Source organism: Salipiger sp. PrR007 (assembly GCF_010499845.1).
In the GTDB taxonomy this organism is placed as follows: domain Bacteria; phylum Pseudomonadota; class Alphaproteobacteria; order Rhodobacterales; family Rhodobacteraceae; genus Salipiger; species Salipiger pacificus_A.
On the sequence record NZ_JAAGOZ010000027.1, the window covers coordinates 28297 to 48837 of the forward strand.

At 65.8% G+C, this 20541-nt stretch carries 16 protein-coding genes and 3 pseudogenes; 9 read left to right on the forward strand and 10 right to left on the reverse strand.

Going from position 1 to position 20541, the window contains the following annotated elements; all coding sequences use genetic code 11:
- The first annotated feature begins 1 nt into the window (after window position 1).
- Complete coding sequence (locus G0Q01_RS12565; protein ID WP_164213479.1) at window positions 2-709, forward strand: SDR family NAD(P)-dependent oxidoreductase; 708 nt, start codon at window positions 2-4, stop codon at window positions 707-709.
- Window positions 710-762: 53 nt separating this feature from the next.
- Window positions 763-1458, forward strand: a pseudogene (locus G0Q01_RS12570) (sigma-54-dependent Fis family transcriptional regulator); the annotation flags it as partial.
- 130 nt (window positions 1459-1588) lie between these two features.
- Here G0Q01_RS12570 and G0Q01_RS12575 read toward each other — a convergent pair.
- From G0Q01_RS12575 to G0Q01_RS12615, 9 genes and pseudogenes are all read right to left on the reverse strand, one after another.
- Window positions 1589-2346 (reverse strand): annotated as a pseudogene (locus tag G0Q01_RS12575) (IS5 family transposase).
- Between the two features lie 62 nt (window positions 2347-2408).
- Entirely contained in the window at window positions 2409-3890 is a 1482-nt protein-coding gene (locus G0Q01_RS12580; protein ID WP_164213480.1) for a gamma-glutamyltransferase family protein, read from the reverse strand.
- Between the two features lie 12 nt (window positions 3891-3902).
- Entirely contained in the window at window positions 3903-4652 is a 750-nt protein-coding gene (locus G0Q01_RS12585) for an SDR family NAD(P)-dependent oxidoreductase (protein WP_164213481.1), read from the reverse strand.
- A complete protein-coding gene (locus G0Q01_RS12590) occupies window positions 4649-6076 on the reverse strand; it encodes an amidase (protein WP_164213482.1) in 1428 nt (475 codons plus the stop codon). The genes G0Q01_RS12585 and G0Q01_RS12590 overlap by 4 nt, the downstream gene beginning before the upstream one ends.
- A gap of 29 nt (window positions 6077-6105) precedes the next feature.
- The gene (locus tag G0Q01_RS12595; RefSeq protein WP_164213483.1) at window positions 6106-6429 is read right to left on the reverse strand and encodes a 2Fe-2S iron-sulfur cluster-binding protein; all 324 of its coding nucleotides are present in this window, start codon (window positions 6427-6429) and stop codon (window positions 6106-6108) included.
- 35 nt (window positions 6430-6464) lie between these two features.
- A complete protein-coding gene (locus G0Q01_RS12600) occupies window positions 6465-7658 on the reverse strand; it encodes a cytochrome P450 (protein WP_164213484.1) in 1194 nt (397 codons plus the stop codon).
- Between the two features lie 36 nt (window positions 7659-7694).
- Window positions 7695-9446, reverse strand: coding sequence for a hydantoinase B/oxoprolinase family protein (locus tag G0Q01_RS12605; protein WP_164213485.1), 1752 nt, complete (start codon window positions 9444-9446; stop codon window positions 7695-7697).
- Window positions 9443-11518 carry a hydantoinase/oxoprolinase family protein gene (locus G0Q01_RS12610; protein WP_164213486.1) on the reverse strand — a complete coding sequence of 692 codons (2076 nt, stop codon included), beginning with the start codon at window positions 11516-11518 and terminating at the stop codon, window positions 9443-9445. Before G0Q01_RS12610 ends, G0Q01_RS12605 begins: the two co-directional genes overlap by 4 nt.
- 6 nt (window positions 11519-11524) lie before the next feature.
- Complete coding sequence (locus G0Q01_RS12615; protein WP_164213487.1) at window positions 11525-12685, reverse strand: mandelate racemase/muconate lactonizing enzyme family protein; 1161 nt, start codon at window positions 12683-12685, stop codon at window positions 11525-11527.
- 532 nt (window positions 12686-13217) lie between these two features.
- Between G0Q01_RS12615 and G0Q01_RS12620 the strand changes: the two genes are divergently transcribed.
- The 6 genes and pseudogenes from G0Q01_RS12620 (at window position 13218) to G0Q01_RS12640 (ending at window position 18386) form a co-directional block, all read left to right on the forward strand.
- On the forward strand, window positions 13218-14084 hold the full coding sequence (locus G0Q01_RS12620) for an ABC transporter substrate-binding protein (protein WP_164213488.1): 867 nt from the start codon (window positions 13218-13220) through the stop codon (window positions 14082-14084).
- Window positions 14085-14238: 154 nt separating this feature from the next.
- A pseudogene (locus tag G0Q01_RS27335) lies at window positions 14239-14871 on the forward strand (amino acid ABC transporter permease); the annotation flags it as partial.
- Window positions 14872-15036: 165 nt separating this feature from the next.
- Window positions 15037-15882 (forward strand): amino acid ABC transporter ATP-binding protein, encoded by an 846-nt coding sequence (locus tag G0Q01_RS27340; RefSeq protein ID WP_370526729.1) that lies wholly within the window; start codon window positions 15037-15039, stop codon window positions 15880-15882.
- Window positions 15879-17129: an NAD(P)/FAD-dependent oxidoreductase gene (locus G0Q01_RS12630; RefSeq protein ID WP_164213490.1), complete on the forward strand. Its 1251-nt coding sequence runs from the start codon at window positions 15879-15881 to the stop codon at window positions 17127-17129. The genes G0Q01_RS27340 and G0Q01_RS12630 overlap by 4 nt, the downstream gene beginning before the upstream one ends.
- Window positions 17126-17554 (forward strand): hypothetical protein, encoded by a 429-nt coding sequence (locus tag G0Q01_RS12635; RefSeq protein ID WP_164213491.1) that lies wholly within the window; start codon window positions 17126-17128, stop codon window positions 17552-17554. Before G0Q01_RS12630 ends, G0Q01_RS12635 begins: the two co-directional genes overlap by 4 nt.
- A gap of 121 nt (window positions 17555-17675) precedes the next feature.
- Complete coding sequence (locus G0Q01_RS12640; RefSeq protein WP_164213492.1) at window positions 17676-18386, forward strand: XRE family transcriptional regulator; 711 nt, start codon at window positions 17676-17678, stop codon at window positions 18384-18386.
- Between the two features lie 81 nt (window positions 18387-18467).
- Here the strand turns inward: G0Q01_RS12640 and G0Q01_RS12645 are convergent, their stop codons facing one another.
- Window positions 18468-19232, reverse strand: coding sequence for an IclR family transcriptional regulator (locus G0Q01_RS12645; protein WP_164213493.1), 765 nt, complete (start codon window positions 19230-19232; stop codon window positions 18468-18470).
- A gap of 240 nt (window positions 19233-19472) precedes the next feature.
- Here G0Q01_RS12645 and G0Q01_RS12650 point away from each other — a divergent pair, with 240 nt between their 5' ends.
- Window positions 19473-20483 (forward strand): TRAP transporter substrate-binding protein, encoded by a 1011-nt coding sequence (locus G0Q01_RS12650; RefSeq protein ID WP_164213494.1) that lies wholly within the window; start codon window positions 19473-19475, stop codon window positions 20481-20483.
- Window positions 20484-20541: the final 58 nt, after the last annotated feature.

Genomic DNA, 20541 nt, shown 5'->3' on the forward strand with positions numbered 1-20541 from the left:
CATGACCGACAGCCCCGTAATGATGCTCACCGGCGGCAGCCGGGGGATCGGCGCCGAGATCGCCCGCGCGGCGCAGGCCCTCAGCTGGCACGTGAGCCTCGGGCTGCGCGACCCCGCCCGCGTGCCGGAGGGGCTTGATCCCGCCCTGCTCGACACCTTCGCCTACGACGCGACCGTTCGCGATGCCGAGGCGGCCTGGGCCGAGGCGGTCATGGCGCAGCACGGCCGGATCGACGCCATCGTCGCAAGCGCCGGGCTGTTCACCTCGAGCAGCATCGTCGAGGCCCCGGAGGCCGAGGTCGACACCCTGCTGGAAGTGAACCTGCGCGCGCCGCGGCGGCTGGCCATGGCGAGCTGGGACGCCTTGAAGGCCGCGGGCCGCGGCCGCGTCATCATCCTCGGATCGCTTTCCGGCAAGCGGGTGGCCTCGGCCGGGTCCGGGCTCTATTCGGTCAGCAAGTTCGCCGCCGTCGGACTGGCCCACGCGCTGCGCTACGAGGGCTGGGACCATGGCATCCGCGCCACCGCGGTCTGCCCCGGCCTCGTGGCGACCGACATGGGCGAAACCGCCGCTGCGGGCAGCAGAGCCGCGGCGCAGATGACCCAGCCGGAAGAGGTCGCGCATCTAGTGATGGAAGCGATCGGCCTGTCGAACACCGCCTCGTTGCCCGAGATCCACATCAACTGTCGGACCGACGGGATATTCTGACCGGCCTTGATGCCAGTCAATACCCTCCTTTCCGAAATCAATTCAGATGTCCCATAGGCGCTGACGCCGGACATCAGACAGGGAGAGATGGGTTCGTTTCGGCCTCTTGGCGGAGATGGGTCGAACTCTACGGCATGGACCCGATGCGGCGTGATCCTGCCTATATCGTCACCGAGAGCGAACTGCGGGATCAGCACAAGCAGGCGTAATGGATGATCAGTGCAGCGCGCTCCAGCCTGCAAAGCCTGTTCTGGCAAGTCGCGGGGCAGAACTACGTTCTGCTGCTCACCGATGCCAAGGGGGTCTGCGTCGACTTTTTCGGTGATGACCTCTTCGTCGATGAGCTGCGGGGCGCTGGCCTCCACCTTGGGTCGAACTGGTCCGAGGACCTTGCCGACACTTGCGGGGTCGGCGCCTGCATCGTCATGCAGGAGCCGGTGACCGTGCATCAGGACGATCATTTCGGCAACGCGCACACCACGCTCAGCTGCACGGCCGCGCCGATTTTCGACAGCCTTGGCGGGCTGGCGGCGGTGCTCGATATCTCGTTGCTGCGCTCGCCGACGCCGAAGCGTAGCCAGAACCTCGCCATGAGTCTCGTTACCAACGCGGCACGGCTTGTGGAAATGGCAAACCTGATGGCCAAGAGTCGCCGCGACCGGGTGCTTCGGCTGTCGGGAAGACTCGAGTTCGTCGACGTCGACGCCGAGGCTGCCGTGCGCCTCGATGGCGCTGGACCGGTGCCCGGTTAAAGGCTTTTGACAAAGCCGTTCTGTGCCGACCCACAAAAGCACCTGTTCTGAACACCTTCTCAGGCTCGACCATGCTAAGATGGTTCGGATAAGGTCGAATTATGTGTTTTTATCCTAGACTCAGGACTCATAGCCAGTAGATCACAGTAGCGGCGAGGGCGATGACTGACAGGAAGACCTTCGGGCATCGATCATAGCGAGTGGCAACGCGGCGCCAGTCCTTGAGCCTGCCGAACATGATCTCGATCCGGTTTCGGCGTTTGTAGCGGCGCTTGTCATACTTCACCGGCGCCTTGCGCTGTTTTCGTCCGGGGATGCAGGCGCGTATCCCTTTGTCTTTCAACGCTTCCCGAAACCAGTCGGCGTCGTAGCCGCGATCCCCAAGCAGCCAGTCGACATCCGGCAGACTGTCGCAAAGCGCCCGCGCGCCGACGTAGTCGCTCACCTGGCCTGCTGTGACGAATAGGTTGAGGGGACGCCCCTGGCTGTCGCAAATGGCATGCAGTTTCGTGTTCATGCCGCCCTTGGTCCGTCCGATCAGGCGGCCAGGCCCCCCTTTTTGGCGGCCAGACTGGACGCCGTTCGGTGAGCCTTCAGGTAGGTTGCGTCAATCATCACGGTCTTTTTCTCGCCGTGCCCGGCAGCCAGTCCCGCCATCATCCTCGCGAAGATGCCCTTGTCGCTCCAACGCTTCCAGCGGTTGTAGAGCGTCTTGTGGGGGCCCTATTCCCTTGGCGCGTCTCTCCAGCGCAACCCATTGCGATTGATGAAGATAATCCCGCTGAGAACGCGCCGATCATCAACGCGCGGTTTGCCGTGGGACTTCGGGAAATAGGGCTCCAGACGCGCCATCTGCGCATCGCTCAGCCAGAAGAGATCAGACATATCACCACTCTGTTTTCGCACGGTGAATCATGCCCCTCTGGCACAATCAATGGGTCCTGAGCCTAGACCACGCCAGCCGTCGTCAACCGACGCCAGTCGGCCAGAGCACGCGGGGTGCCTCCCTGCAGCCCCGCTGCCACGACTGCGCCGAAGCGCAGATCACCTGCGGGTAGGATCTTCACAGCATGGCCGAGGGCACCAAGCGCCTCGATCTCCGGATGCGACGCTTCGATCAGCAGACGCCCGTTTTCCGACCTCCATCGCGGCGCGCCGACCGCTGCGGCGAGGTCTTCGCCCGCGAGCCGTGCCCGGGACAACACCTGCAGCAAAGTCTGAACCTGCCCATCGGCACCGGGCGTGGCCAGCGCCCAGACGGCCCCCTCCGGGCCGGTCAGCAGAGCCGGGGCGAGCGTATGCACCGGGCGCTTTCCGGCAGCGACGTCATTCGGCGCCTCGCCGAACCCGGCGGCGCGGTTATTCAGCATGAAGCCGCCCTCGGGCACATAGACCGCGCTTCCGAAATCGTCGAAGACGCTGACCAGCGACGAGACCACGCATCCGTCGGCATCGGCGCAGGCCACGCCCGCGGTGTGCAGGTAGGCGCGCGGCCCGCCGCGGTGCAGCGCCCGCTCGGGGTCATAGGTCAGCGCTTCGGACATCAGCGCCATGCCTTCGCCTGCTCGGGCGCGATAGGCGAAGGCCGCCTCGGTGAGCTCGATCCCCGCATGATCCAGAGGTGTGCCCGCTGCCGGAGACGCCTCTTCGAGCGCTTCAAGGGACAGGTTGAGCAGAATGCCCTGCGTCATCGGCGGCTGTGTCATCACCGTAAGTCCGGCCCAGTCGGTCCTGTTCGGCGCGCTCACCACTGTCTCGTGTGACGCGAGGTCCGAGGCCCTCAGGGTCCCGCCGAGCGGTCTCACCGCGCGCTCCACCGCCTGAGCCATGACGCCCTCGTAGATTGCCGCCGCGCCGTGGTCAGCCACCGCGCGCAGCAGCGCGGCGAGCTCCGGCAAGCGAACCAGATCCCCCTTCTTGCGGTCGAAGAGCGGCCAGTTCTCGGCCCCGCCCGCTACCAGCCGAGCCCGCTGCGCGACCAGCGCTCCGGCGAGGTAGGAGGTCACGCGGAACCCCTCTTCGGCCAAGGCGATGGCCGGGGCGAGCAATTCGGCCAGAGGCAGGGTGCCATAAGTCGAGTGCAGGGTGGTCCAAGCGCCGACCAGCCCCGGCACGGTGATTGCGTTGGCACCCTCGATCGGTTCCCCGGCCCAGCCCGCCGGGGCGCAGCCGGTGCCGTTGATCGCGGTCACGTCGCCGTCTGCCGCGTGCACGAGCGCCAGCATGTCCCCCCCGAGCCCGCAGGCATCCGGCGAGATCACCGCCAGTACCGCCTGCGCCGAGATCAGCGCATCCGCCGCGCCGCCGCCGCGTTCAAAGGCGCGCAGACCGGCCGCGGCAGCCAGAGGGTTCTCACAGGAGATCGCGCCGCGCCGGCCCTCCATGACGGGACGAAGCGGCGACGAGAACGGATCGGCAAGGGTGAACATTCGAACGCTCCTTCAGACTGCGGTATAGCCGCCATCAACCACCAGCTGCGTCCCGGTGACGTAGCGGGCGGCCGAGGAGGCAAGATAGAGCACGCTTCCCGCGAGTTCCTCCGGAGTGCCGTGGCGGCGCATGGGGATGCCGCTTTCGATCTTGCGGCGCACCTCAGCCGGATCGTCCTGATGCTCCCAGAAGGTATCGTTGAACGGCGTGTCGACCCAGCCCGGCAGAAGGGCGTTGACCCGGATCCCGTCCGGACCAAGCTCGTCGGCAAGCGCGCGCACCAGCCCGATCACCCCGGCCTTCGTGGCATGGTAGGCCGGCATTCCCGCATGACCGCGCAGGCCGCCGGTGGACGAGGTGAAGATCACCGACGGGTTGTCCGATGCACGCAGATACGGCACCGCGGCCTGGGTGAGGAACATCGGCAGCGACAGGTTCACCGCGATCGACCGCTCCCACATCTCGGCGGTCCAATGTTCCAGATCCGCCGAGAGCATCAGCCCGGCATTGACGAACAGGCAGTCGATGCCGCCCTGCTGATCGACCGCGAACTCCACTGCCCGGGCCGGCGCAAGCGGCTCGGCAAGATCGAGAACGCGCGTCCGGAGCGTCCCGGACTTTTCCTGCGTGGCGGTTTCGAGCGCGGCCAGCCCCTCGGCGTTGAGATCGCACACGGTGACCGTCGCGCCCTGTTCGAGAAAAGCCAAGGCGGCTGCGGCACCAATTCCGGTTGCGCCGCCGGCGATAAGAACGCGGGTCATGGAGAACTCTTTCTTTCGGGGTGGTAGATTGTTGTCAGGTGGTCATGCTGCCAGCCGATGCTGGCTTCGGCCCAAGCCGCCAGCGAGAGCAAAAGCGCGTCACTCCCCGGCGCGGCAGCGAAGAGCGCGCCCTCGGGGCGGTTCCGCGGGTCGCGGATCAGCGGCAGCGACAGGCTCGGAAAGCCCGTCAGGTTCCAGGGTCGCGCAAAGCAGGTGTAGTCGCGGTTGCGCGGTCCGGTCTCATGATCCGGGCGCATCAGCGACAGCGCCCCGGGATGCGGGGCGGCGGCGTTGAGCGCCGGGCTGAGCAGCAGATCGTAGGTTTTAAAGCAGGCAAGGACGCGGTCTCGGTAGGCCAGGATGGTCTCGCGCGCCGACAGCACGTCGGCGCCGGTCACCTTGCGACCGGCCTCGATCCGCGCCCAGGTTGCGGGTTCGAAATGCCCCGGCAGGGCGGACAGCCCGGCGGCCTGCTCCATCGCGGCGACGGTGGCGGCGAGAGAAGCCAGACGCACCCTGCGCTCGGCCTCGGAGAGCTCCGGCGTGATCGGCGGCAGGCGCGTTTCGGCCACGTCCATCCCCAGCGCCGCCAGCCGCTCCGCAAGAGCCGCGAGCCGCCCCGCAATCGCATCGCAGGTTGCGCCGCCATCGGCGGCCTGCAGCACCAGACCGATGCGCGGGCGTCCGGCAAGCGGCGCGGGGGTAGCGAGATCGGGCCGGTTGGCGGCCACTGCGAGGGCCAGCGCCGCGTCGGCCGCGGTGCGGGTGAGCGCGTTTTGCGCAGCCATGCCCCCGGCCCCTTCGATGCGTTCGGGGCCAAGCGGCACGAGCCCATGGCTCGGCTTCAGCCCGACGAGCCCGCAAAGTGCGGCCGGAATGGTGATCGAGCCGCCCGCATCACTTGCGTGGGCGATCGGCACGATCCCGGTGGCCACGGCGACGGCGGCACCGCCGCTCGACCCACCAGAGGACAGGTCCGGCGCATAGGGATTGCGCGTCGAAAGCCGATGGTGCCGGCTTTCGCACCCCGAGGTGCCGCCAAGCTCGGGACTGTGGCTCCGGCCCAGCAGTACGGCCCCGGCGTGCAGATAGCGGTCGACCACGGTGCTGCTTTGCGCCGCGGGCGCAGCCGGAAAGCCGCTGCCGTTGGCAGTTGGGCGGCCCGCCACCGCGCAATGCAGATCCTTGATCAGCATCGGCACGCCCGCCAACGCATCGGTCAACGGACCGGCCGGCTGTTCAGAGCTGGCCACCTCTGCGCGCACCGGAGGATCGAAGTGTTCGCAGATTGCCTGCAGCCCAGGGTCGACCTCGGCCATGCGGCGACGCGCGGCGGCCAAGACCGCATTCCCGCAGAGCCGCCCGGCCCGCAGGTCGCCCGCCAGCCGAACGGCATCGAGCTGGACGTAGCTGCGCGTCTCCATTCCCGGGGGTCCTGCTTGCGCCACGCCTTTCAGTATTGTGCGTCAGGGAGCCGGACGATCAGCCCCGCCATCGCCTCGCTCATGATCAGCTGGCACGACAACCGGCTCTCGGGCCGCCGCTCGGCGGCCGTGGCATCGAGCATCTCGTTTTCCACCTCGCCGACGTCGGGCAAGGCAAAGCCGCCCGCGTTCTGCACGTAAACGTGGCAGGTGGCGCAATTGATCGAGCCGCCGCACTCTCCCATGATGCCGTCCACATTGCTCATCACGGCGGCTTCCATGATCGAGGTTCCGACGGCCACGTCGAGCACCGTTTCGGTGCCGTCATCGGCGATAAAGGTTACGTTGGGCATGTCGCCTCCTGTCTCTTGTCCGGGGACCGGGTTTCTCAGGCCGCCTTGGGCGTGAGCGCCAGCGGCAATGTGGTCAGGCCGCGCAGGCCGGGGTGCATGCGCAGCCCGGTCGGACCGGTCACCGCCATGCTTTCGATCTGCTGGGCAAAGGCCTGGAAGAAGCACTCGGCCTCGAGCCGCGCGAACATCTGCCCGACGCAGCCGTGGATGCCGACGCCGTAGCCCATCTGCCCCTTAATCTTGCGGCTGATGTCGAAAGTGTCGGGATCATCGAAATGCTCGGGATCGCGTCCCGCCGAGCCGATGAAGATCATCACCTTCTCGTTGGCCCCGATCGTCTGTCCGGCCAACTCTGTTTCCTTGAGGGTGGTGCGGAACAGGCTCTGCGAGGAGCTGTCCCAGCGCGTCGCCTCCTCGAAAGCGTTCCGGGCCAGCGTGGGATCGTCGCGCAGTTTGGCATATTGCTCGGGATGCCGCGCCAGCGCCCACAGGCACAGGCCGATGCTGTCCACCGTCGTATCGACGCCCGCAGAGAGGAAGGTGCGCACCAGCATCATCGCCTCTTCTTCGGTGATCTTTCCTTCGTCAGCAGCGCCATAGATGATCTGCCCGATCCCGCCTTCGGCCAGCATGTCGCGCTGGCAGCGGCGGACGATCCAGTCAGGCACGTCCTTGTGGGTCTCCATGTACTCCTCGTACCACGGCACCACCGGGCCAAAGGCGCCGAACACCATGGTGCCGTAGATCAGCAGGTTCTCGCGGCCCTCGTCGGCGAGGCCAACGCTGTCAGGGAAGACCTTGAGCGGATAGGCACGGGTCAGCGCGCTGACCGCCTCGATCTCGCCGCGGTTCTTGACCTCGGCCACCATGCGCGCGGCATCGGCATCGAAGCGCTCGCGGATCTGCCGCAGCACCTTGGGCGAGAGCGCCCGCGACAGCACCGTGCGTGTGCGGGTGTGCTCGGGCGGATCGACCTCGAGGATGATCGACGGCTTGCGCCAGGGCTCTTCCGTGAAAAGGTTGCGAATGCCGCCACCACCGGCGTTGGAATAGGTGTCGTAATCGGTCAGCACCTTCTGGCAGGTATCGTAGTGCTGGACGCACCAGATACCGTACTTTTCGAGATAGACGACCTTTCCCAGACTGCGCAGTTCGGCATAGGCGCTGAAGGGATCAGCGCGGAACTCTGGCGAGAACGGATCGATCTGACTGGTGATGCGGTTGGGCATGGGAGGCTCCTGAATCTTTTGGTCTGTCGGGACGGCTCAGCCGCCGGTCCCTTGCGTTGCGCGCATGTCGGCACGGAGCGCCGCGGTTGCGGCCTCATCGACCGTGCCTGCGGCCGGGTCGGACAGCACCACGCCGTAGGCGGTCGCTGCGGCCGCGACCGAGACCAGCCCGTCGAGCACATCCTCGGCTACGCGGACGGGATCGCGCCGCAGCGGGTCGCCATAGCCGCCGCCCCCGGCCATGCGATGGCGCACCAACGCGCCAGCGTTCAGTGTCTCGGCCTGCGTCGCCAGCGGCGGCATCGCGCGCAGCGTGTTGCCCGCCTCGATCTCGGTGAAGGCAGGCTTGCCCTCGCCGCCGCCGAACAGGCCGTGCGGCGGGTGGATTGCTTTGTCCGACCGCACCCCGAAATAGGTGTCATCGGCCAGCGAACGCCATTCCCGCTGGATCGAGACGCCGCCGCGGAACTCGCCCGCCCCTCCGGTATCGGCAACGAAGCCATAGCGTTCGATGCGCAGCGGGTAGTCCGCCTCGATCATTTCGATTGGAACGTTGGACTGGTTCGAGCCCATATGGGGGACCCCGGACTGCCCGTCATGGGCCGAGGTCGCCCCCCAGACCCCCATCACGCATTCCGAGAACACGAAGGGCTTGCCGCCCTGTTGACCGCCAAAGCTCGGCAGGGTGGAGCCGCCGGTATTGTCAGCCGCAATTTTGTCGGGGAGCGCCTCGGCAAGCGCACCGAAAATGCAGTCGATGATGCGGTAGCCAGTGATGCCCCGCGCGCCGCAGGGCGCCGGGTAGACGCAGCTCACCAGCGTACCCGGAGGCGCGGTCACGGTGATCGGCCGGGTGTAGCCGTGGCAGTTCGGCACTTCTTCGGGCATGATCGAGCGCAGCGCCGCATAGACGTTCGACTTGCAGAACGAGAGTGGTGCGTTGATGCCGCCCTTGACCTGCTTGTTGGTGCCGGTCCAGTCGGCAGTGATCTCGCTGCCCGAAACGGTGAGCGTCAGATGCAGCTCAATCGGCTCGGGATCGGCACCAAGCCCGTCGATGTGATCGACGAAGCTGTAGCGACCGTCGGGGATCGCTTCGATCGCCTTGCGCGAAAACAGCTCGGCCTGATCCTGCAGCGCCTCGGTATAGGCCTCGATCTCGTTCGCGCCATAGCGCTCGAGCAGCTTGGCAAAGCCCTGACGCCCGGCACGCGCGGCCGCCATCTGCGCCCGAAGGTCGCCGATCACCTGCTCCGGCACGCGCACGTTGGCGGCGATGATCTCGAACAGCATCGGGTTCTCGACACCGCCCTCGGCCAGCTTGAGGAACGGCAGGCGTAGGCCCTCCTGATGGATCTCGGTTGCGCCGATCGAGTTCGAGCCCGGCACCAGACCGCCGACATCGGCGTGGTGGGCAATGGTCGTGGCCCAGGCGCAGATCCGGCCCTCGGCGAAGATCGGCTCGATCACGTAGATGTCCGGCAGGTGCTGCCCCTGGATAATGTAGGGATCGTTGCCCACGAACACGTCGCCAGGTTTGATCCGGCCTTTGAAGGTCTGCACCAGGTGGTTCATCGCGTCGTAGAAACTGCCGAGGTGCATCGGCGTGGTGACACCCTGCGCGATGGTCTCGCCGCGCGCGTTGCAAAGCGCGGTGGAGTAATCCATCGCGTCCCGCACGATCGGGGAATGCGCGGTGCGCATCAGGATCAGCGCCATCTCGTCGGCGATGGCCTCGAAGCCGTTTTTCAGCACTTCCAGCAGGATCGGGTCGATCTGGCGGCTCATATGCGGGCCTCCCGGGCGAAATTGATGACGATATTGTCGTAGCCGTCACGGAACACCGTGGCGTCCGGCGGCACCACGGTGGTGCCCTCGTATTCCTCGATGATCATCGGCCCTTGGACCGGAGTTTCGGCCAGCGCCCCGCGATGCAGCACCGGCGTGTCGCGCAGGCCCATCTCGGCGCCGAAATAGACCGGACGGTGCGTGCCCTCGGCAGGCCGGCTGCGCTCCTGAAGCGCCATGCCGCCGGCGGTTCGCGGCGCGACCGCGCCCAGCACCCGGAGGTTGACGATCTGGATCGCGCCGTCGAGCAGGTGGCCGTAGCTGCGGCGATGTTCCGCCTCGAAGGTCTCCCGCACGGTGCCGAGAGCATCTGCCAGCGCGCCGTCGCGCGGCAGGTCGATCTGCAGCTCGAAGGCCTGACCGGCGTAACGAAGATCGGCGGACCAGCGCAGCTCGGGCCGGGCCTGATCGAGCTCGGTCCGCACCTCGGCTTCCATCTCCCGCAGGAGCGCTTCCGCCCGGGGTGCGGTCTCGGCGTCGAGCAGACCGAGGAAGGCGCGCGCCCGGGTGGCCTCTAGATCGGCAAAGAGCAGCCCGACCGCCGAGTAGACGCCGGCGGCAGGCGGGACCACGACGCGGGTCATCTCGAGCTCGCGGGCGATCATCGCGCCGTGCACCCCGCCGTTGCCACCAAAGCAGAACAGCGTGAAGTCACGCGGGTCGCGCCCGCGATAGGTGCTGACCGCCTTCACCGCCCGCATCATCGTGACGTTGGCGAGCTTGTGCACGCCGAAGGCGGCCTCGTGGGCATCGCAGCCCAGATGCGGCGCGATCTCGGTCTCGAAAGCGGCTCGACTGGCAGCCGCGCGGATCGGCACCGTGCCGCCGGCCAGCGCGTCCTGATTGAGATAGCCGAGCGTCACATTCGCGTCGGTCACCGTGGCCGCGGTCCCGCCCTGATCGTAGCAGAGCGGTCCGGGCGAGGATCCGGCGGATTGCGGACCGACCTTCAGCGCTCCGGCGGCATCGATGCGCACCATCGAGCCCCCGCCCGCGCCGACCTCGGAAACGTCGATCACCGGCAGTTTCAGCGCGTAGCCACCGCCTTTGGTGAGCCCGGCCGAGAGCGAAATACCGCCGCCGACTTCGTATTCGCTGGTGGCGTTGATCCGCCCCGCCTCGATCATCGCGGCCTTGGCTGTCGTGCCGCCCATGTCGAAGGTGATGATGTTGTCATAGCCCGCGCGCGCGCCCATGCGGGCGGCGCCGACGACGCCAGCGGCGGGACCGGATTCCACCACCGTGGCGGGCTTCGCGATGATCTGCTCGATCAGCTGAACCCCGCCCGAGCTTTGCATCATGGTCAGCCGCCCATCCTGCCCCGCTGCTTTCAGCCGGTTCGAAAGCGAGCGCAGGTAATCCGCCACCGGCGGGCCGATGTAGGCGTTGGCGACGGTGGTCGAGGTGCGTTCGTACTCCCGTATCTCGGGCAGAACCTCGCAGGAGAGCGAGATGAACGTCTTCGGCAACCGCGCCCGCAAGCGCGCGCCGACCATTTGTTCGTGCGCCGGGTTGATGTGGGAATGCAGGAAGCAGACCGCGACAGCATCGACGTCGAGCGCCGCGATCTTGTCGATCAGCGCCTCGACAGCCTCTGGGTCGAGCGGCTTGAGGACATCGCCGCGCGCGTCCATGCGCTCGGCCAGCTCGAAGCGGCGGCGGCGGGGAACGAGCGGCGCGGGCTTTTCGTAAAGCGGCTCATAGAGGCGCGGCACGCGGATGCGGCGCAGTTCGAGCACGTCGCGAAAGCCTTCGGTGGTGATGAGGGCGGTCTTCGCCCCCTTCCCCTCGAGGATCGCATTGGTGGCGACCGTCGACGCATGCAGGACCTCGTCAAAACGGACGCCGCCCTCGGCGTCACCGAGATCGTTGATCGCCTCAATGATCGCGGTGGCATAATCCTCCGGCGTCGACGGCACCTTACGTGTGAGGAGCCGCCCGTCCGCGGAAAGGCAGGCAATGTCGGTGAAGGTTCCGCCGATGTCGGCGGCAATGCGAAAACCCGATGCCACGGTGCGTTACCCCTGATCCTGACGGTATGTCGCCAGCTTGTCCTCGTCGATCTCGATGCCGAGACCCGGCGCTTCGGAAACGAAGATATGACCGTCGCGCACCGTCATCGCCTCGGTGATGATGTCGTCCTTATAATAGTTGCCGGCATAGGCGCAGGGATGGCTGCCTGCCGGTGCGTTGACCGGGATCACGTTGGGCAGTGTCACGCAGGGCTGAGACAGCACGAAATGCAGGTTCGCCGCGTTGCCGATGCCAGATTCGATCGACCCGTTCACGTCGCAGGGTATGTTCATCGTCTCGGCGATGGCCGAAACCTTGCGCGCCCCGACGAAGCCGCCGGCCTTGGCGAGGTAGATCGAGATCCAATCCGCCGCCCCGTTGGCCACCACGTCCATCGCATCGACCGCATCCCAGCAGCTTTCATCGGCCATGACCGGCAGGCTTCCCCGGGCGGTGATCGCCGCCATCGAGGACATGTTTGCGCCGGGCTGCTCGCAGCCGTCCGCCCCGGCGTCGCGCAGGCGGGCAAGGATGTCGATCGCATTGCGGGCCGTACGGTAGCCCTGATTGGCGTCGAGCCGCAGGAAGACACCGTCTCCTGCTTCGCGGCGCAGCGCCCGGACCAAGTCAATGTCGCGTTCTGCGTCGACACCGCCCTTGATCTGAAGCGCTGTGCAGCCATCCGCGAGCGCGCCGAGCGCCTCGTCCATCGCCTCGGCATGGCCCATCAGGCCGACCATATGCGCAAACTGCACGCTGTCGCGGACCTTGCCCCCGAGAAGGCGGTAGACTGGCTGGCCCAGCACCTTGCCCCAGGCATCATGCAAGGCAATGTCGATCGACAGCTTGGCATAGGAATTCCCAATCGCGGCGCGGTCCATGGCAAGCCGCGCGGCGTTCACGTCCGACACATCCAGCCCGACGACCACCGGCGCGAGCACGTCGCGCACCATGGCGCAGACTGTGGCTTGCGTCTCGCCGCCGCGGCGACCTGCGGCCCCACCCCAGTCGGGCAGAGGCGTCGCTTCGCCCCAGCCAATCACGCCGCCCTCGGTTTCGAGCCGCACGACGACGAAGCCCCCAAGGTCTTCACGCAGCCCGGCCCACTTAAAGTCCCGCCGGACCGGCAGGCGAATGGGAAATGCCTCAATACTGGTGATCTTCATGCTCTGTCCTTGCTCGTCTTCAGTGTCCGGCCCGGTATTCGGTTCCGGGTCAAATCTTGGCGCCACCTTTCCGCCGGCCCGGGCCGCGGTCAATGCAAAATTTTCCGAAACGAAAATTTTCTCGAGCGAGATATCGAGGAGAGTCGCCGGTGATCGAGACGTGACGATGCACGACGGCGGACGCCTTCTCTTGGCGATCTGTCGCTCCACGATCACAGAATTTTGCTATAAACACCTGTAGACAATGGAATTTCGTCTGCGCCTCCGGTCCGAGGCGCCACGGGGGCGTTCACTCCGACAACAGCTCTGCGGTCGATTTTACCCGGGCAGGCCCGGTCGTGAAATATTTTCACTAGGTAGATCTGTTGCTCGAAATTTGAGCATAACGGGCTCGTTTTTGCCCTTACGAAAAATTTATTTGCGGGAGAGCAAATTTCTGTTGGATTCTTCCGCGCACTCGGTCCCAACTGCAGACGGGAGTTTCCCCACAAACCAAGAATACGCCTGAACCGCCCCAACAGGAGCTCAAAGAATGACCTTCAATACCCTTGGTGCCGCCATCGGGCTCGGCGCTGTTACCCTGCTCTCTCCGGTCGCGGGCTTCGCGCAGGAAGAAACGATCCCCAGCTGCGATCCCGCAGCTTTCGCCGCGAAATACCCATCTCTCGACGGGCGCAAGGTCTTGCTCGGCGCCGACCCCTCGACGCCCCCCTACGCCATGATCGATCCCGACGATCACGAGACGATCATCGGGTCCGACATCGAATTGGCCAGCGCAGTCTTTTCCTGCATGGGGCTGGAGCACTCGGTGAAACCGGGCGCGTGGCCGGGCCTGTTCCCCGCAGTGGTGTCGGGTCAGGTCGACCTGATGTTCTACCTCTACCACAACGCCACGCGCGCCGAGCAGGGTGACTTCGTCACGTACATGCGCGCGGGTTCGGGCGCCATCGTGGGCGAGGGCAACCCGGCTGGCATCACCTCCAAAGCCGATCTTTGCGGCAAGACCCTGTCCGCGGGTCTGGGCACCGTGGAAGAGCGGCAGGCGAACAAATGGTCCGAGGAGTGCGTTGCCGACGGCCAGGATGCGATCACCGTCATGACCTCCACCGACGTGGCCTCTGGCTTCCGCCTTGTCGCCTCGGGCCGCGCCGACGCGATGGTCACCGACCTGCCGCTGATCAATATGATGCTCAAGCGACAGCCCGATGCCTTCGACCTCGGCTACGAAGAGCTGACCGATTGGCAGATCGGGGCCGCCTTTGCCAACGACGACCCGCTCGCGCCGGCCATGTTCGAAGCGCTGAAGATCGTTCAGGCCGACGGAACTCAGGACGAGATCTTTGCGAAATACGGCATCGAGCCCGAGCTGATCATTTCGCCCGAGTTCAAGCCCGAATAAGGCCGGTTCAGGCCTTTCAACCTCTCATTGCTGGTCCGGCGACCATCCGGGCCAGCGCTTCCCCATTCGGGACCTGCGCCCTCTCCTGGCTCGCTTCAAACATCGACCGCCGAGCAGCCGGGCAAGACGGCCCAATCGAACGAAAGACGACACCATGCACTGGATCGGCGAAGTCCTTGGCTACTTCACCTCCGCCTTTCTCTGGAAAGGCGCGCTTCTCGCCCTGCAGATCACCGTTTGCGCACTCATCCTCGGGCTGATCTTTGGCCTGCTGATCGCCCTCGCACGCCTGTCGGGAAATCTGATCCTGAGCGGCGTCACATGGGTCTACGTCTGGCTGCTGCGCGGCACGCCGCAGCTGCTCCAGCTGGTGTTCATCTTCGACGCGCTGCCCGCCATCGGGCTCAAGTTCAACTCTTTCACCACGGCGGTCATCGCCTTTTCCATGACCGAAGCCGCCTATGCCGCCGAGATCATCCGCGGCGGCATCCTGTCAGTGAACCGCGACCAGGCGATCGCCGCATCGTCGCTGGGCATGAGCCGGGGCCAGACGCTGCGCCGCATTGTGCTGCCACAGGCGCTGCGTTCGATCCTGCCAGCGCTCGCCGGGCAGTCGATCACGCTGCTCAAGATGACCTCTGTGGCCTCGGTGATCTTCGTCAACGAACTGACCTTCCGCTCGCAGCAGATCGTCGGCCAGACTTTCGAGTTCTTCACCGTCTTCGCCGCTGCCGGCCTCATCTACCTGCTGATGACCTCGCTGATCTCGCTCGGGCAGGCCTATCTCGAATACCGCATGGACCCGGATCGCGACCGCAACAGCTCGCTCTGGAGCCTGCTCTGCACAAGGCTCGGTTTCGCAAAGCTGGTTGGCACGAAGACCGAGGCAACGAAACCAGCCGTCCCCGCCAAGCTGCCCGCGAAACTCTCGCCAGAAGAGCGCACCGCCATCGTGCAGCGTATCCTCTCGACGCATCATTCACAGGAACCGGTCGACCCTGACGCGCCCTTCGTCAGATGCCAAAAGCTGTGGAAGTCCTACGGCGACCGGGAAATTCTCAAGGCCATCTACTTGGATGTGCAGCCCGGCGAGGTGGTCGCGGTGCTTGGGCCGTCCGGTTCGGGCAAATCGACCCTGCTGCGCCTGATCACCCATATCGAATCCATCGACGACGGCGAGATCACCGTCGGTGGGCGCTACGTAGGCTACACCAAGGGCGTCGGCAAACTGGTGCCCACCCGCCATGTCGAGCGCGACCGCGCGCAGATCGGCGTGTCCATGGTGTTCCAGAATTTCAACCTCTTCGCCAATCTGACCGTGCTCGAAAACATCATGGAGGCCCCGATCCGGGTGCATGGCGTGGCCCCCGAAGAGGCCGAGGCGCTGGCCCGCGACCTCCTCGCTGTGGTGGGCCTCTCGGGGCACGCCGACCATCTGCCGCATCGTCTCTCGGGCGGGCAACAGCAGCGGGTGGGCATTGCCCGCGCGCTTGCCATCCGTCCGCGCCTCATGCTTTTCGACGAGCCAACCTCGGCTCTCGATCCGGAACTGGTGGGCGAAGTGCTTTCGGTCATGCGAACCCTTGCGGACGCGGGTATGACGATGATCGTCGTCACCCACGAGATGGACTTCGCTCGTGAGGTCGCCGATCGCGTGGTGTTCTTCGACGAGGGCGAGATCGTTGAGCAGGGCACCCCGGCAGAGGTGATCGATAACCCGAAGAAAGCGCGGACCCGTGCCTTCCTCCGGCGGCTCGGGGGCAAAGAGGCCGACGCACAGTCCGAGGCCGGCGCATGAGCCGGCCCACGACCCTGATCATCGGCGCGTCCCACGCCGGTGTCACCGCCGCGGAAGCCCTGCGCCGCAACGGCTACGACGGCCGGATCCGCCTCTATTCGGCCGAGGCGGCGCCCCTGCCCTACCACCGCCCGCCGCTGTCCAAGGCCTATCTGTCAGGCGAAAAGTCCGCCGAGCAGATCGCCCTGCGCGGTGCGAAATTCTACACCGACAATGACATCGAACTGCTCACCGCGACACGGGTCGAAGCGGTCGATGCCGGCGCGCGCAGCCTGCGTGCCGGGGGCGAGACCGAGGCATGGGACACGCTGATCCTCGCCACCGGCGCGCGGGCGCGTCCGCTGCCGGGGTGCGCGGGCGTCACCTCCGGCCTGCACCGGCTGCGCGATCTTGCCGACGCCGACCGGCTGGCTGCCCTGCGGGACCGCGGCGGACGGCTTGTCATCGCCGGGGGCGGCTTCATCGGGCTGGAGGTTGCGGCCACAATGGTGCGGTCCGGGCTTGAGGTCGTCGTGATCGACCCGCTGGAGGCCTTGCTACGCCGCGCCTTGCCGGCCGAGATCTCGGCTGTGCTGCTGGCGCGGCACCAAGCCGAGGGGGTCGACATCCGACTTGGTCGCCGGATCTCGCAGGTGATCGCGGAGGCCGGTGCCCTGCGCCGGATCGAGCTCGACGACGGCAGCCACATCGACACCGAGGACCTTCTGGTCGGCATCGGCAGCACCGCCCGGCTCGAACTGGCCGAGCAGCTCGGCCTCACGACCCACGCCGGAGGCATCCTTGTAGACCGCCACGGACGCAGCTCATGCGAAGGCGTTTACGCCATCGGAGACTGCGCGACACAGAACAACCGCTTTGCCGGTGGTCTGGCGCGGATCGAATCCGTTCAGGCGGCCACCGACCAGGCCCGCGCGGCTGCGGCAGCGATCTGCGGCAAGGACGACGCTCCCTCCGCCAGCGATGCACTGCCATGGTTCTGGTCGGATCAATACGACCTGAAACTCCAAATGGCCGGCCTGCCGGACGCGGCGGCAACGAGCGTCATTCGCGGCACGCCCGGCGACGGCCCCTGCAGCTTGTTCCAGATGATGCAGGACCAGATGACCGCATCCTTCTCGATCAACCGCGCAGGCGACCACGTCCACTCGCGCAAGCTGATCGCGCAGGGCGCGCGCTTCGACACCTCGCTGCTCACGGACCCCGAAATTCCGCTAACCAAATGCCAGATCAAAGAGGCCGTCACATGAGCACTGACATCCTGACCGCGGATCGTGTCGCCCGGGAGATAGAGCTCCTGCGACCGCCCCTCGAGGCCCTGCTCGCGCGCCCCGACATCGGGCGCGACGGCCTTGCGCTCTCGGTCTGCGCGGATTTCGGCGAGGGCCGGACCAACCTCGGGGATTTCGTCATCGGCGACCTGTCCCGAAACCCCTACCCCAACGCTGACATCGCGCGGCAGAAACGCGACCTCTCGGCGCGCTGCCGACGTGCGGGCTCGGACGTGCCGCCGCACCTGCTGCGCGATGGCGACAGCGAGTGGACCGGATCGGCCTGGCTCGACGGGATCGCCGTGGGCTGCGCCGGTTTGTCGGAGGCGCGCGACGAGATGGTCGCTCACTGGGTCGCGCATGCCCTTGCAGCGGCCTGCCGCGACGCGGCAACGGCACCGTGATCGGGCGGTCGGAAGAGCATACCGCCGAAAGTTTTCGAATCTGAAAATTTTCTCTGCAACATTTTCCTCATGGACCGTATAGTTTCCGGAACAGAGGGACGGATCAGAACGGAGAGACGACGTGCCCACATCCGTCGAAGACGGCTTGAACGGCTCCATTGGCCGACGCCTGAAAGCGATCCGCAAGGGGCGCAAGCTGACACTGATCAAGGTGGCGGAACTGACAGGTGTGTCCGCCTCGACGCTGTCGAAGATCGAGAATGCGCTGGTGTCGCCTTCGTTCGACATCATCAAGCGTATCTGCGACGGGCTCGACATCGCGATCGAAGACATGGTGAGCGACGCCGAAGACCCCATGGCGACGCCGGAAGCGCCAGCGGTCCCACCTGCCATGCATGGCCGCAAAACCACGACCCGGCTTGGCGAAGGCTCTCGTTTCACCTCGGGGACCTATGACTACGTCGCCCATGCGACCGAACTCTTCCGCAAGGGAATGGTGCCTCTGGAAATTCACGTCCGCGCGCGGTCGGCTGACGAGTTCGACCATTGGAGTCGGCACAGCGGCGAGGAATTCGTCTTTGTCCTCTCGGGCGAGCTTGAAGTGCATACAGACCTCTATGCGCCGTTCCGCCTCAAGCCCGGAGAAAGCACCTATTTCGACAGCGCGATGGCCCACATCTACCTCTCGGTCGGGGACGAGGACGCCCGGGTGCTGTCGATCTCTTACGATCCAAGGCAAAAGCCCGCACCGATTTCGACATATATGCATGCCACCGCAAGGCCGGTTGATCCAGAGGACGGCGCACCAACCGAGGCAATGAGCCACAACTGAGCAGCCAGCAAGCCGCGTCTGCAGTCAGGATCCAGACAAGATGCCCGGCCTCCACACCGCAAGGCGTTGCTGAAGCTGTCGCTATTTCAGAACCGCAGCGATCTGACTGGCGTAGCGCTGAAGGATTTCGGCGAGCCTCGCATATTCCGCCGGGTCGACCTCGCTGGCAGGTTCGGACAGGCCAAGCGCCATCTCGGCGCGGTCCAGCGGACCGACAGGCACGGCGATCCCGACGGCGCCCGCCTCGAACTCGCCCTTCACGATGGAGACACCGGAGTCACGCGACTGCGCAACATCTTCGGCAATCGCAGCCCGGTCGAGCACCGTGTCGGCCGTGAAGCGTTCCAGTGGCAGCGTCTCGATCATCTGGCGCGCCCATTCCGGATCGGCCCAAGCAAGAAGAACGCGGCCGATCGAGGTCGACAGCGGCGGCAGCCGGCTGCCGATCGTGAAGCCGAAGGTATAGCGCGCATTCCGCTGCGACGACTGGGCAACGTAGACAACCTCCGAGCCGTCGCGCATTGCCAGCCCAACGCTATAACCCAGTTCCCGCGCGCACATTTCGATCAGCGGCTGAACAAGGCGGCCGAACTGATTGCCGCGCAGAAAACCGCTTCCCAGCACGAGCACGCGCGGTGTCAGCGAGTAGCGATTGCCGTCCTTGCGCACGTACCCCAGGTGGACGAGCGTCAGGACAAGGCGCCGGACCGCGGCGCGCTCGATATCCGTGAGGCGCCCGATCTCGGCCAGAGTCAGCTGGCTGTGGGTCTCATCAAAGGCCCGCAGCACCGACATGCCCTTCATGAAGGTCAGCGAAATATCCTTGAGCGGGATCTCGTCGCGCATCTTGGTCACCAGCTCGGATCCATCCATTGCAGCCCATCCATTCGCGCCGCGCCCAATTTCTGAGCCGGCAATATCGGTCTCCTTGTATTGCCCACTCCATTTGCTGCTCGCAAGCGTTCTCTCGCTTGACAAGACGCATCAAGAATGACCGATTGGTAGATAATCGCGCAAATGTTGTAGGAACGCGAATGGGTCCCGGATCACCGGCCCCCCGAACCAGCGAACAGGGAACGACACATCATGATCAAAACAATCCTTACCGCGGGCCTTGCCGCGCTTGGCCTGGCCTCGACGGCCTCGGCCGAAAACCTGCGCTACGCGCATTTCATGTCTGCCAGCAGCTGGCAGAACCAAGTCATCTTCGAAGATTGGGCGACCGCCGTCGAAGAGGCTGCGGGCGGCGCGCTGGACGTGCAGGTCTTCCCCGCGCAGACCCTCGGAAAGGCCGCGGCGGGCTATGACAACGCCGTCGCAGGCATCGCCGACATCGTCTGGACGGTGCCCGGCTACACCGCCGGACGCTTTCCCCTGAGCCAGATCCTGGAGCTTCCGGGCCTGTTCGACACCGGGGCCGTCGGTTCCTGCGCGTTTCAGAAGCTGTATGATTCCGGAGCTCTGGACGAGGAATACGAGGAAACACACATCCTCTTCGTGCACACCCACGATCCGGGCCACCTGCACACCGCCAAAAAGCCCGTCAGCTCGCTGGCGGACATGAAGGGTCTGAAGCTGCGCCGCCCGACACAGGTTGTCGGCGATCTGCTGACCGAACTTGGCGCCGAGCCCGTCGGCATGCCCGCGCCCAACACCTACGAGGCTGTGCAACGCGGCGCCATCGACGGCTACATGTTGCCCTGGGAAAGCGTCGAGAGCTTCCGCCTCGAAGAGCTGACCGGCAACCACACGGTCTTTGGATTCTACGCGCTTGCCTTCATCGCCACGATGAACAAGGCGAAATACGAGGCGCTCTCGCCCGAGGCCAAGGCGGCGATCGACGCCAACAGCGGCATGGAATGGGCGGTGACGGCAGGCGGCGGCTATGACGAAGCCGGAGCCAAGGTGCTCGAGCGCCTGCGCGAAACTTCGAACGTCATCGAGCTGTCGGAAGAGGAACGCGCCAGCTGGATGGCGGCCGCGCAGAAGGCCTCCGACGCCTATATTTCCTCGCTCGACGAGCAGGGGCTGCCGGGGACCGAAACCTACGCCGCCGTGCAAGGCTATGTCACCGAATGCCAGGCTGAGCTGAACTGAGCCGGCTACTGCCCGACATTGCGGGTCGCCCTTAGGCGGCCCGCCTTTCCCTTCTCAA

What these genes read in the sequence shown, in the direction of transcription:
- G0Q01_RS12565 (WP_164213479.1), top strand. Translation starts at nt 2, where the DNA reads ATGACCGACAGCCCCGTAATGATGCTCACCGGCGGCAGCCGGGGGATC.
- G0Q01_RS12580 (WP_164213480.1), bottom strand. Translation starts at nt 3,890, where the DNA reads ATGTTCACCCTTGCCGATCCGTTCTCGTCGCCGCTTCGTCCCGTCATG.
- G0Q01_RS12585 (WP_164213481.1), bottom strand. Translation starts at nt 4,652, where the DNA reads ATGACCCGCGTTCTTATCGCCGGCGGCGCAACCGGAATTGGTGCCGCA.
- G0Q01_RS12590 (WP_164213482.1), bottom strand. Translation starts at nt 6,076, where the DNA reads ATGGAGACGCGCAGCTACGTCCAGCTCGATGCCGTTCGGCTGGCGGGC.
- G0Q01_RS12595 (WP_164213483.1), bottom strand. Translation starts at nt 6,429, where the DNA reads ATGCCCAACGTAACCTTTATCGCCGATGACGGCACCGAAACGGTGCTC.
- G0Q01_RS12600 (WP_164213484.1), bottom strand. Translation starts at nt 7,658, where the DNA reads ATGCCCAACCGCATCACCAGTCAGATCGATCCGTTCTCGCCAGAGTTC.
- G0Q01_RS12605 (WP_164213485.1), bottom strand. Translation starts at nt 9,446, where the DNA reads ATGAGCCGCCAGATCGACCCGATCCTGCTGGAAGTGCTGAAAAACGGC.
- G0Q01_RS12615 (WP_164213487.1), bottom strand. Translation starts at nt 12,685, where the DNA reads ATGAAGATCACCAGTATTGAGGCATTTCCCATTCGCCTGCCGGTCCGG.
- G0Q01_RS12620 (WP_164213488.1), top strand. Translation starts at nt 13,218, where the DNA reads ATGACCTTCAATACCCTTGGTGCCGCCATCGGGCTCGGCGCTGTTACC.
- G0Q01_RS12630 (WP_164213490.1), top strand. Translation starts at nt 15,879, where the DNA reads ATGAGCCGGCCCACGACCCTGATCATCGGCGCGTCCCACGCCGGTGTC.
- G0Q01_RS12635 (WP_164213491.1), top strand. Translation starts at nt 17,126, where the DNA reads ATGAGCACTGACATCCTGACCGCGGATCGTGTCGCCCGGGAGATAGAG.
- G0Q01_RS12645 (WP_164213493.1), bottom strand. Translation starts at nt 19,232, where the DNA reads ATGCGCGACGAGATCCCGCTCAAGGATATTTCGCTGACCTTCATGAAG.
- G0Q01_RS12650 (WP_164213494.1), top strand. Translation starts at nt 19,473, where the DNA reads ATGATCAAAACAATCCTTACCGCGGGCCTTGCCGCGCTTGGCCTGGCC.